Raw genomic sequence first — 12,550 nt, 5'->3', positions numbered from 1 at the left:
ATCTTACCGTATAGAGACGCGCTTTTCCGCTATTTTATAGCATTAAGAATCATTAGCCATTAATTGGGGGGGCGAGATAGCTTTTGGGTTGCAGCCCTCAGGCATCAGTGATTGAATACGCCACTAGCCAAAAGGAGTATTTATCATGAGTCTGGATATTGACCAGATAGCCTTACACCAGCTTGTCAAACGTGATGAACAAACGCTTGATGTGGTGTTGCGCGATTCGTTGTTACCTGCCAATGCTGTAGTTGAAGAAATGATGGCCGAGCTGCATCGGGTTTACAGTGCCAAAAGCAAAGCTTATGGATTATTTAATGAACAAAGCGAGCTGGCTGATGCGCTGAAACGAAGCCGTAAGGGTGATGAAGACTTCCTCAGCTTTAGCCGTGCAGCGACTGGACGTTTGCGGGATGAGTTAGCCAAATACCCATTTGCCGAGGGGGGCGTGGTGCTGTTTTGCCAATACCGCTATCTGGCAGTGGAATATTTGCTGATTGCAGTACTGAGCAGTTGCAATAGCATGCGCGTTAATGAGCAACTTGATCTGAGTACGACCCATTATCTCGATATTAATCGTGCTGATATTGTGGCTCGTATCGATTTAACTGAATGGGAAAACAACCCGGAATCCACCCGTTACCTGACTTTCCTGAAAGGGCGGGTAGGGCGCAAGGTTTCTGATTTCTTTATGGATTTTCTGGCCGCAAGTGAAGGCCTGGATACTAAAGCGCAGAACCGCGGTTTATTACAGGCAGTTGATGATTATTGCGCGGATGCCGAGCTGGGTAAAAATGAACGTCAGGCATATCGCCAGCAGGTTTATAGCTACTGTAATGAGCAGTTGCAGGCTGGTGAAGAAATTGCTTTGCAGGAACTTGCGCAAGAGTTGCCGAAGTTGGGCGAGAAAGATTTTCAGCAATTCTCCGTTGAACAAGGTTATGCATTGGAAGAGAGCTTCCCGGCGGATCGCGGTACGTTGCGTCAATTGACTAAATTTGCCGGCAGTGGCGGCGGGTTGAGTATTAATTTCGATGCATTGTTATTGGGCGAGCGTATTTTTTGGGATGCGGCAACAGACACGTTGACCATTAAAGGTACGCCACCGAATCTGCGTGATCAGTTACAGCGCAATTCAGGAAAATGATAACAGTTTGAATTGCCAATAAAAAACGCCGCATAAGCGGCGTTTTTTATTTCGGCGTCCCGAATATCGACAGCGGCGCGATTAAATGCGAACGAAGTCGATATGAGTCAGTTTTGGCTTGAAAGCGTGACGCTGAACAGCCTGTACTTTAACTTTGGTTTCTTTACCGTTGATAACCAGAGTCAGTCCAGTATTATCATAAAAGCCCGGTTTCAATTCAAGGTTTTTGGTGGTGTCATGGTCAAGCTCAATAGCGATTGCTGCTTCTGAACCACCGTAAATGATTGCCGGAAATTTATTTGCTGCACGCAGGCGGCGGCTCGCACCCTTACCCTGGTCGTTACGTACTTCTGCTTTGATAGTGATCATTTTGTTTTCTCTTAAAGAAAATTTACCCTGCTACAGGCGACCCAGCAACAGGTTCGATACTCGGCTTTGATTGGGTAAACCCACAGCAAAGCGGGCGACATTCTAGCGAAGTATTGAGCAGACAGCAAACGAAACTGCGAAATTATCAGGCTAAATGCGGCTTAGGCGAGGGAATCAGCGCGTCTAAAACGGCCCTGATAATCAAAAACCTTTTCCCTGATTTGCCACCATTGCCCGCGACGGCGGGCGACAACAAAATCGGGATAACGCAATAGCGCTTGCTGGGCGATGATATCTGCGGCAGTTTGCCATTTAAGCGCAATACCCGGAGCCCGTTGGTGCGGACGAAGGAAAATTTGCTCGAATGCCATTCGTTGTGCGGCAGTGGTTAAGCGAAATCGCTCACTGGTATTGGTACCCTCTTCGTCGTAATAGGTGATTTTTAGCCACTCACCTTTTGCATCCTGACCCGCTTCCAGGTTCATTCCGCCACAACGTAGTACCAGCGCATCCTTTAATTTCAACGCAGCTTTGAGCATGTCATCGGGATCGACCAGCACCTCCTGACACTGATGGCAGCGGCGAGCAGCAATATCATTTTCTGCACCACAATGTGGGCAGGATTTGAAGCGGAAGCGGTAATCACATTGTGCTCGTGCACCTTGATCATCTTCAAACCAGCCTTGGCAGCGGCGGCCATAGTGTTCAATAATCTCGCCGGACTCAGTGCATTTCCCCCAGAAGATATTGGCAAAGCCGCAGTCCGGGCAAAAGACCTGCACTGGCTGGCTGTCACCGTGGGGTTTGCTGGTACCCACTTCCGGAGCGAAAAGGTCATGGGGGTTACCGGCATAATCCAGAATCAGGCAATCTTCTTTGCCCGGAGAGAGCCGCAGCCCGCGCCCGACAATTTGCTGATACAAACTAACTGACTCGGTCGGGCGAAGAATGGCAATCAGATCGACATGCGGGGCATCAAAACCGGTGGTCAGCACCGCGACATTCACCAAATAGCGCAATTGCTGCTGTTTAAACGCGGTAATTAACGCATCCCGTTCGGCTGGCGGCGTTCCGGCACTTACCAGCGCAGCCTCACCTTTAGGCAACAGCCCATAGACCTCTTTGGCATGCTCAACGGTGGCGGCGAAAATCATCACCCCTCGTCGATGGGCGGCATACTCCATTATCTGACTGACAATATGTGGGGTAATTCTTTGCTGCTGCTTAAGCTCGCGGTCTAAATCCGCTTCACGGAACATACCGTCGCTATTGCTGGTCAAGCGGCTGAAATCATATTGTACGACGGGCATATCCAGCCGTTCCGGTGGGACCAGAAAGCCGTGCTTAATCATATAACGCAGGGGTAATTCATAAATACAATCGCGGAACAGGGATTTTTCATCACCACGGGTGATACCGTGATAGTGGAATTGATAGATCCAGCCTTTACCCAAGCGGTAGGGGGTGGCAGTCAGCCCCAATAAGCGCAGGCGTGGGTTGGTGGTACGTAAATGCTGAATAATTTGCTGATATTGGCTGTCATCTTTATCGCTGATTCGATGACATTCATCAATTATCAGCAGTGAAAAGGCACTATCAAATAGAGACAGGTTTCGCGCCACGGATTGTACGCTACCAAAAACCACTTTCCCTTCACTTTGGCGTTGTTGCAGGCCTGCGGCAAAAATATCAGCCTCTAAACCATAAGCACAATATTTGGCGTGATTCTGCGCCACCAGTTCTTTGACATGCGCCAGCACTAAAACGCGCCCGCGCGCCAGTTTGGCTAATTCAGCGATAACCAGACTTTTACCCGCGCCAGTGGGTAAGACAATGAGTGCTGGTTCGGCATGGCGGCGAAAATGAGCGAGGGTCGCATCTACCGCTTCTTGTTGATAAGGGCGTAACGTAAAGGCCATTAATAAGCCCGCCCGGTGATTTTTATCATCATTTCCAAATTGTTCAACTCATTCACCATTTGCAACACTTTCCTGCAACGTATAAGTGCCATTAATCTTCAAGACTTTCTATTATTATGCCCGTGTGTGGCTGCGGGTGCGAGAGGCGGGATCGCGCGGATAAGTCGTTTCTCAATAACGGCTTTTTGCGTAACTGTTCCTAGGATGATATGGCAACCGCCGCTATACTGTTTTATTAATTTCATACCGTATAATTAGCATTCTGTCATCGTTGGCAGGTGTGAGTGCGGGTATCGTGCCCCTCGGTGGCACGACTCTATTAACAGGCAAAGTAGATTCAATGCGATTGGACAAGTTTTTATCTCAGCAATTAGGGGTTAGCCGGGCGTTAGTTGCGCGCGAGCTGCGGGCAAAACGCGTCACTATAGATGGCGAAGTGGTCAAAAGTGGTGCTATCAAGCTGACACCGGAACAAGATGTGAGATTTGACGGCAACCCATTACAACAAACGGTTGGCCCACGTTACTTTATGCTGAACAAACCGCAGGGTTATGTGTGTTCAACAGAAGACCCGGATCATCCGACCGTGCTGTATTTCCTTGATGAACCAGTAGCATACAAACTTCATGCCGCTGGGCGGTTGGATATCGATACCACCGGATTGGTGCTGATGACCGATGATGGTCAATGGTCACATCGCATTACCTCACCACGCCATCATTGTGAAAAGACCTATTTGGTGACGCTGGAACAGCCGATTGCTGATGATACCGCGCAGCAGTTTACCGACGGCGTGCAGTTGCATAATGAGAAGTCTCTGACTAAACCGGCTCAGCTTGAGGTTATCGAACCACAGTTGGTGCGGCTGACCATCAGTGAAGGGCGCTACCATCAGGTGAAACGCATGTTTGCGGCAGTGGGTAATCGCGTGCTGGAACTGCATCGTGAGCGCATTGGCGCTATTAAACTTGATGATGATTTGGCTCCTGGGGAGTATCGCCCACTGACACCTGAAGAAATCGCCAGTGTTGGCGCTCCCCATTTGTAATTGATGTTCTATTGCTGTGTGGAGCCCTTGTTTCCACACTGTTTTGCCGTTGATATTACCCGCGGTAGGTTGGTAGGTTATTGAAGGAGTGGTCGAACGTGCATGCCAGTAATCCAAATGAAGCAAAGAACCGGACATCCCACGTTGGCTTGATCTTTATCCTGGGCTTGCTATCAATGCTGATGCCTCTGGCTATTGATATGTATCTGCCCAGTATGCCCATCATTGCGCAGGAGTTTGGTGTAGAAAGTGGTGCGGTACAGATGACACTAAGTGCCTATGTACTGGGGTTCGCCATCGGGCAAATGTTCTATGGGCCAATGGCTGATAGCATCGGGCGTAAGCCGGTTATCTTCTGGGGTACGCTTATCTTCGCTCTGGCGGGGATGGCTTGTGCCATGGCGCAGTCGGTTGAGCAACTGATTAATTTGCGCTTCCTGCATGGTTTGTCAGCCGCCGCTGCCAGTGTGGTGATTAATGCATTGATGCGAGATATGTTCACCAAAGATGATTTCTCACGAATGATGTCTTTTGTGGTCTTGGTGATGACTATCGCGCCGCTGCTGGCACCGATTATCGGTGGTGCCTTGTTAGTGTGGTTTAGCTGGCACGCCATCTTCTGGAGCATGGCGGGTGCTGCGTTGGTGGGGGCGATACTGGTCGCGCTATTTATTAAAGAGAGCTTGCCGAAAGAGAAACGGCAGCGGTTCCACTTGCGCACCACTATTGGCAATTTCGCGACGTTATTCCGCCATAAGCGGGTACTATGCTACATGTTGGCCAGCGGTTTCTCATTTGCCGGTATGTTCTCATTCCTCAGTGCCGGGCCTTTTGTTTATATTGATTTAAATGGAGTTTCTCCGCAAAACTTCGGCTATTACTTCGCGCTGAATATTGTCTTTTTATTCTTGATGACATTGATCAACAGCCGTAATGTTCGCCGCTTCGGAGCACTGAAGATGTTCCGTTTTGGTATGTTAGTTCAATTTGTCATGGGGATCTGGCTATTGGTGGTCTGTGCCACCGGGTTAGGATTCTGGGCGCTGGTGTTGGGGGTAGCGGCTTATGTCGGGTGCATCGCGATGATTACCTCAAATGCGATGGCAGTCATTTTGGATGATTTCCCGCATATGGCTGGGACGGCGTCTTCTTTGGCCGGTACTTTGCGCTTTGGTATTGGCGCGGTAGTGGGAACGCTGTTATCGATGGCCCCCTCCCGCAGTGCCTGGTCGATGGTCAGTTCAATGGCATTTTGTATTATTGTCGCCATGCTGCTGTATCTGTATGCCAGCCGTCCGCAGAATAAAAACGCGGTAAAATAGCCTTATTGAATAGAATGTGAAGGGTAGACGCCTTTGGGACTCCCTTCACGTTTATTATTTGTAACCAATTTGTCAATTTCAGTCCTGTCTATTTCTCCTCCTTGTTTTACCTTTCATATCATTAAATATCACTCTATTTGCCTCTAAAAACGGCAAAACTCTTACGCTTAATCAATATAATAAGCATACATATTATTATTTATTGCATAGTTGTGCCTGGCACCATATTGTTAACTTTTTGAGCGATGTATCAAAAAAGATGAAATTGTTATAACGTTATTTTTACCTGTTATTCTTGCTCGTAAGAGAGAAGTTGATATCAGTGAATTTATATATTTATCAATTAATTAAATCTACTTTATTAGGTTTGTGTGATGATGAATTGTTCGTTAAATGTAAAATATTGGCTGGTATTAGGTAATGGGTTTGCAAGAAAAATGGTTGAGATAGCCGCCATAAAGGTATAAATATAACGAAAAATGGGATCTAAATCCCAAACCGGCAGTCTCAAGCTTGGTAAGGGGACTGACCAAAGGTTAAAAACAGCACAAAAAATGGCGTTGTAGATTTTTGGTTTCTAAATTGTTATCAAAAATGTGTTTTGGTGAGGTTTGAACCAAGCACAATGACAACTTAGCGGCTATAACTTTAGTGAGTGTGAGTCATTGTGGTGCTTTTGTGATTTTTGAATTTTATTTTTGACTAGGAAAAATACGTGAATAATATCCAACTTTCGGTAGTACATCGTCTGCCGCAAAGTTACCGCTGGTTATCTGGGTTTATCGGCGTCAAAGTTGAACCGATGCCACTAGCCGCGATAGACGATAGCAACAATGATCTCATGGGACTTAAGTTACTGAGCCATGATGGTAAACATGCCCAGATTATCATGCAGCGGCTCCATCTCTCGCTACAAGAGATACAAGTGGACTCCGCCATTGTGGAATGGGAAGGCGAGCCTTGCCTGTTTGTTCATCGTCAGGATGAAAGTGCGACCATGTGCCGCCTGAAAGATGTCGGTGTGGCTATTGCTGAGACCATGACTGCGCTTTATCCTTTCTGATTTGCGATTAAGCTTTCGTCAGTGATTTATGCTGGCGTTTTCGTATGCCCTGATTCCTGCTGTGCGCCAAACTAGTCAGCAAATTGCAATAATTGCTGGGTATATTGCTGTTTTGGCGCAGCAAAAATGGACTGGCAGTCCCCTTGTTCCACCACCTCTCCCTGTTTTAACACAATCACTTGATGGCACAGTGATCGTACGACTTGTAAGTCATGGCTAATAAACAGGTAACTGAGTTGGTAGCGCTGCTGAAGGGATTTCAGCAAAGCCAGAATTTGTGCCTGTACCGATTTGTCCAGAGAAGACGTAGGCTCGTCGAGGATCAGTAATTGAGGTTGCAGGATTAATGCGCGTGCAATAGCAATGCGCTGGCGCTGTCCACCAGAGAACTCCGTTGGGTAGCGATAGCGGCTCACCGGATCCAATCCAACTTCTTCCATCGCCTTAATCACACGCAGCTCGCGATGCGCCGCACTGAGTTTCTGATGAACTTCCAGCCCCTCAGCAATAATCTGCTGAATATTCAAGCGTGGATTCAGTGCTGAGTAAGGGTCCTGGAACACCACTTGAATTCGGCTGCGATAAGGCAACATCTGTTTGGGCGAGAAATTATGCAACGGTTGACCATCAAACCAAATCTCACCTTGGGAAGGCAATAAGCGCAGCAATGCCAGCCCGGTGGTGCTTTTCCCTGAACCGGATTCCCCCACCAAACCTAAGCTTTCACCGGGTCTTAAAGCAAAACTGAGATCTTTCAAAGCATAATGATGCGAGACAGTTCGGCGCAACAAGCCACGTTTAATCGGGAAAGCCACTTGTAGCCCTTTGACTTCAAGTAAGGGTTGCAGGCCCGCCTGGAGTGGAAGTGGTTCGCCCTGTGGTTCGGCATCCAATAACTGGCGAGTATAGGCATGCTGTGGTGAGTTAAACAGCGCCTGACGAGTATTGCGCTCAACCACGCGCCCCTCACGCATCACGGCCACATTATCAGCCAGCCGGCGCACGATATTCAGGTTATGGGTGATAAACAGCAAACTCATGCCCATCTCTTGCTTTAACTCTTTCAGCAAACTCAAAATCTGGGCTTGCACCGAAACATCCAGTGCCGTCGTTGGTTCATCGGCAATCAGTAATTTGGGCTTAGTCAGAACCGCCATAGCAATCATGACGCGCTGGCGCTCCCCCCCGGACAACTGATGTGGGAAATCAGCCAGTCGGCCTTTGGCGTTGCGAATACCGACCCGGTCAAGGCACTGAATAATCTCAGTGCGGGCGGCTTCCTGGCGCATGCCGCGGTGCAGTGACAGTACTTCAGATAGCTGCTTCTCAATGGTGTGCAGCGGGTTTAATGACACCATCGGTTCCTGGAAAATCATGGAAATCTGATCACCACGAATGCCGCGTAATGTCGGTTCATCGGCATGTAATAGTGATTTACCAGCAAACAGAATATCGCCACTGGGGTACACCACGGGTGGTGAGGGTAGCAGGCGCAATATCGACAGGGCAGTTACACTTTTACCCGAACCAGACTCCCCGACCAAAGCCAGTGTCTCACCGGCATCTATTTGCAATGACAACTCGCTGACGACCTGGTGTTCAACACCTGCCTGGCGAAAGGCGATACTGAGATTTTGAATATCCAGAAGTGGGGAGGTCGCCATATCAGTACACCTTGCTTGGGTCAAAGGCGTCACGCACCGCTTCGCCGATAAAGATCAACAGAGATAACAGCACCGCCAATACCAGAAATGCCGTTATTCCTAACCACGGAGCCTGAAGGTTATTTTTACCCTCTAATAACAGCCCGCCGAGTGAAGGCGAGCCCATTGGCAAGCCAAAGCCAAGGAAATCCAGTGAGGTCAGGGTAGTTATCGAGCCGCACAAAATAAAGGGCAGAAAGGTTAGAGTGGCAACCATGGCATTGGGCAGCATATGTCGCGACATAATCACGCGATCGCGCACTCCCATCGCCCTTGCAGCACGGATATAGTCATAATTTCGGGTACGCAGAAACTCGGCCCGCACTACACCAACCAGCCCCATCCAGCCAAATATCACGGTAATGGCGAGTAGCCACCAGAAATTCGGCTGCACTATGCTGGACAGTAAAATGATTAAAAACAGGGTTGGCATGCCAGACCAGACTTCAATAAATCGCTGCCCCAACAAGTCAATTTTTCCGCCGTAATAGCCCTGAACTGCCCCAGCACAAATCCCAATCACACTGGAGAGCAGGGTTAATGTCAGGCCAAATAACAGTGAGATACGGAAGCCGTAAATGATCTTGGCCAACACATCGCCGCCAGTGCTGTCAGTACCGAGCCAATTAGTGTGGCTCGGTGGCGAGGGGAAAGGCACGTCGGTGGCGAAATTAATGGTGTTGTTGCTAAAGCGGATGGGGGCCCAGATGGCCCAGCCATTATCTTTAATCCGGCCAATGACATACGGATCTTGGTAATCCGCTGCCGTGGTTAAAATGCCACCAAAGGTTGATTCGGTGTAGTTGACCATAAAGGGCATGTAGAATTTACCCTGATAGCTCACCAAGAGCGGCTTGTCGTTGGCTATCAATTCGGCAAACAAACTAATAATAAACAGTGTCAAAAAGATCCACAGTGACCAATAGCCACGGCGGTTCTGGCGAAACCGCGCCCAGCGGGCTTGATTAATTGCACTTAGTCGCTTGATCATTGGCGGCCCTCAAAATCAATCCGTGGGTCAACCAGGGTATAAGTGATATCGCTGAGGATATTCAGCAATAAACCAATCAGAGTGAAAATATAAAGAGTGCCAAACATCACCGGATAATCGCGTTGTAAAGTAGCTTCATAGCCCAGTAGCCCTAAGCCATTCAGTGAAAACATCACTTCTATCAATAATGACCCAGTAAAAAACATGCTAATGAAAGTGGCAGGGAAGCCAGCAATCACCAGCAGCATGGCATTGCGGAACACATGCCGATAAAGGATTTTTTCTTCGGGTAAACCTTTAGCGCGAGCAGTAACCACATATTGTTTACGAATTTCGTCCAAAAACGAGTTTTTGGTCAGCATGGTCAGTGTGGCAAAACCGCCAATCACGGTGGCCAGAACCGGTAATGTGATGTGCCACAAGTAGTCGGTTATTTTGCCGTACCACGGCAGGGTATCCCAGTTGCTGGACACCAGTCCTCGTAACGGGAACAGATCGAAATAACTGCCGCCGGAAAACAACACAATCAATAAAATAGCGAATAAAAACGAAGGGATAGCATAGCCGATAATGATTAAGGTACTGCTCCAGGTATCAAAAGCCGAGCCACTACGCACCGCCTTTTTAATTCCCAAAGGAATTGAAACCAGATAGATAATCAGTGTGCTCCATAACCCCAGCGAGATAGATACCGGCAGGCTATGTTTAATCAATGACATAACGGATTCACCGCGGAATAGGCTGTCACCAAAATCAAAACGTACATAGCTCCAAAGCATCTCGAAATAGCGCTGATGCAGCGGTTTATCAAAGCCAAAGCGCTGTTTGATCTCGGCAATAACTTCCGGGTCTAATCCGCGTGAGCCGCGATAGTTGCTATCGCCAACTTGTGCGGCATTCAGGCCAACCTTAGCGCCACCTAATCCGCTATCGCCGCCACCGGCGCTATATCCGCTCGAATGGCCCAGTTCGATATTGGCAATCGCCTGATCAACCGGGCCACCGGGGGCTATTTGTACAATAAAAAAGTTAATAGTAATAATCGCCCACAGAGTGGGGATAACCAGCAATAGTCGCCGTAGCAGATATGCGCCCACAATCGCCCCCTAATGACGTTCTGTTGGCAGGCGAGCTGCCTTGTTGACATCAAACCACCAGCTATCAAAGCCGAGCGAATAAGTGGGTCTGTCTGCGGGCATCGAGAACTTATCCCAATAAGCAAAGCGAGCGTGGTTGGAATACCACATCGGGATCATCAAGTAGTTCCAGGTCAACACGCGATCCAGAGCGCGACCCAGAGATAACAGTGCCTCCGGCTGTTCCTGATGTTTAATAATCTGTTCAATCAATTGGTCGATGGCCGGATCTTGAATACCCGAAGCGTTATAACTGGAATCAATATAAGCCGAGCTCCACAAGATTTGCAGATTCGGGCTAGGGTAAGGGAACGCCGTGTAAACCGTGGGGATCATATCGTAATCTCGGCTGCGCAGGCGGTTAACAAACTGGGAACTGTCCACTTCGCGGATATTCATCGTTATGCCCAAACGCTGCAAGTTATGCTTAAACGGCTGAACATATTGGAAATTACTGCCGCTGAGCAACAACAACTCAAAGACAAAAGGTTTACCAGTTTTACGGTTCACTAATTGCTGATTTTTGATTTCCCAGCCCGCTTCACTCAATAATTCCCGCGCTTTTAATAGATTATCGCGTGCGTTACCGGTGCCGTCAGTGTGTGGCGGCTGGTAAATTTGAGTGAATACTTCCGGTGGAATTTTGCCCTTTAGCGGTGCCAGCCAGGCTAATTCGGCGCTGTCAGGATAACCTTTAGCCGCATATTCTGTGTTCTGGAAGAAGCTATTAGTGCGTTGATAACTGTCGAAATAAAATGCTTTATTCATCCAGTCAAAATCAAATGCCAATGTCAGTGCTTCACGCACTCGCCGATCGCTAAAAATAGGGCGCTGGACATTAAACGCCAGCCAGCGGGTATTTTGAGCCGAGTTATCAAGGATATCTTGCTTGACGATAGTGTTTTTCGCAAAGTTACCGCCTACATATTGGGTAGCCCAACTCTTGGGCGAAGTTTCTTCACGGAAATCAAAAGCACCGGCTTTAAAAGCTTCCAATGCGACTTTATCGTCTAAATAATAATCATAACGGATGGTGTCAAAATTATATTGCCCGCGATTGACTGGCAAGTTGGCTGCCCAGTAGTCTCTGACTCGCTCATAGGTAATAAATTGGCCCATCTTATATTTGCCAATACGATAGGGACCACTGCTGACCGGCGGCTGACTCAGTGGGTCACTGAGTTTATGATCTTTCCAGAAATGCTCAGGCATTACAGGTAAACCAAATAGGCCCAACATCTTATCTTTATTGGGTTCCGGGAATTCAAAACGCACGGTGAGACGCGAAATGGCTTTTACCTGTACGCCCTTATAAACGATACGAAATTGCGGCACACCTTCGGTCATGAATTTATTGAAAGTGAATGCCACATCTTGGGCAGTAATGGGCTTGCCATCATGAAAACGGGCGCGAGGATTGATATCAACTTCAATCCAGTGAAAGTCGGGAGCAAAACGCGCTGACTCGGCAATTAATGGGTAATAGCTACCAATTTCATCGTCTGAGGTACTAAACAGCGAATCATATAGACGCTCAGTGCGCACAGCCGGGTTGCCACGCAGTGCATAGCGGTTGAAGTTATCAAAGGTGCCAATTGCAGAGAGCGTGATATCTCCGCCTTTAGGGGCCGCTGGATTGACATAATCAAAATGGCTAAAATCTGATGAGTACTTAGGTTCGCCCAATATGGCAAAAGAGCTACCTTCTTTAATAGTTTCAGCTTGCAGACCAAAACTCAGGGCTGATAGCGCCAAGGCAGCAAATAGGCGTAACAACATATTGGTAGTGATCTCCTGCTGTTATTTTCGTATTAATAATCTCAAATGAAATTACCAGTTTACAAGGGTAAAG

The 12,550-nt window shown here is 48.0% G+C and carries 10 protein-coding genes; 4 read left to right on the top strand and 6 right to left on the bottom strand.

Features of this window, described 5'->3' with window-relative positions:
• Positions 1 to 145 precede the first annotated feature (145 nt).
• Positions 146 to 1,147, top strand: a complete 1,002-nt coding sequence (yejK, locus tag FGL26_RS08185) for a nucleoid-associated protein YejK (protein ID WP_005171462.1) — start codon at positions 146 to 148, stop codon at positions 1,145 to 1,147.
• Between the two features lie 81 nt (positions 1,148 to 1,228).
• Here the strand turns inward: yejK and rplY are convergent, their stop codons facing one another.
• On the bottom strand, positions 1,229 to 1,516 hold the full coding sequence (rplY, locus tag FGL26_RS08180) for a 50S ribosomal protein L25 (protein ID WP_005161872.1): 288 nt from the start codon (positions 1,514 to 1,516) through the stop codon (positions 1,229 to 1,231).
• Between the two features lie 161 nt (positions 1,517 to 1,677).
• On the bottom strand, positions 1,678 to 3,435 hold the full coding sequence (gene radD, locus FGL26_RS08175) for a DNA repair helicase RadD (protein WP_005171458.1): 1,758 nt from the start codon (positions 3,433 to 3,435) through the stop codon (positions 1,678 to 1,680).
• Between the two features lie 340 nt (positions 3,436 to 3,775).
• Between radD and rsuA the strand changes: the two genes are divergently transcribed.
• The 3 genes from rsuA (at position 3,776) to FGL26_RS08160 (ending at position 6,868) form a co-directional block, all read left to right on the top strand.
• Complete coding sequence (gene rsuA / locus FGL26_RS08170; protein WP_005171454.1) at positions 3,776 to 4,483, top strand: 16S rRNA pseudouridine(516) synthase RsuA; 708 nt, start codon at positions 3,776 to 3,778, stop codon at positions 4,481 to 4,483.
• 98 nt (positions 4,484 to 4,581) lie between these two features.
• The gene (locus FGL26_RS08165; protein WP_005171450.1) at positions 4,582 to 5,805 is read left to right on the top strand and encodes a Bcr/CflA family multidrug efflux MFS transporter; all 1,224 of its coding nucleotides are present in this window, start codon (positions 4,582 to 4,584) and stop codon (positions 5,803 to 5,805) included.
• Between the two features lie 715 nt (positions 5,806 to 6,520).
• Complete coding sequence (locus FGL26_RS08160) at positions 6,521 to 6,868, top strand: YejG family protein (RefSeq protein WP_005171447.1); 348 nt, start codon at positions 6,521 to 6,523, stop codon at positions 6,866 to 6,868.
• A 71-nt stretch (positions 6,869 to 6,939) separates the two neighbouring features.
• Here FGL26_RS08160 and yejF read toward each other — a convergent pair whose 3' ends face one another.
• The 4 genes from yejF to FGL26_RS08140 are packed head-to-tail and all read right to left on the bottom strand — an operon-like array spanning position 6,940 to position 12,477.
• Positions 6,940 to 8,532: a microcin C ABC transporter ATP-binding protein YejF gene (gene yejF, locus FGL26_RS08155; RefSeq protein WP_005171442.1), complete on the bottom strand. Its 1,593-nt coding sequence runs from the start codon at positions 8,530 to 8,532 to the stop codon at positions 6,940 to 6,942.
• A 1-nt stretch (position 8,533) separates the two neighbouring features.
• Complete coding sequence (locus tag FGL26_RS08150) at positions 8,534 to 9,562, bottom strand: ABC transporter permease (RefSeq protein ID WP_005171439.1); 1,029 nt, start codon at positions 9,560 to 9,562, stop codon at positions 8,534 to 8,536.
• The gene (locus tag FGL26_RS08145; protein ID WP_005171436.1) at positions 9,559 to 10,659 is read right to left on the bottom strand and encodes a microcin C ABC transporter permease YejB; all 1,101 of its coding nucleotides are present in this window, start codon (positions 10,657 to 10,659) and stop codon (positions 9,559 to 9,561) included. Before FGL26_RS08145 ends, FGL26_RS08150 begins: the two co-directional genes overlap by 4 nt.
• A gap of 9 nt (positions 10,660 to 10,668) precedes the next feature.
• Positions 10,669 to 12,477 (bottom strand): extracellular solute-binding protein, encoded by a 1,809-nt coding sequence (locus FGL26_RS08140; protein WP_005171432.1) that lies wholly within the window; start codon positions 12,475 to 12,477, stop codon positions 10,669 to 10,671.
• Positions 12,478 to 12,550 lie beyond the last annotated feature (73 nt).

It is taken from the genome of Yersinia enterocolitica subsp. enterocolitica, from assembly GCF_901472495.1.
Lineage (GTDB): Bacteria > Pseudomonadota > Gammaproteobacteria > Enterobacterales > Enterobacteriaceae > Yersinia > Yersinia enterocolitica.
This window is presented reverse-complemented; position numbering and strand designations above follow the sequence as displayed.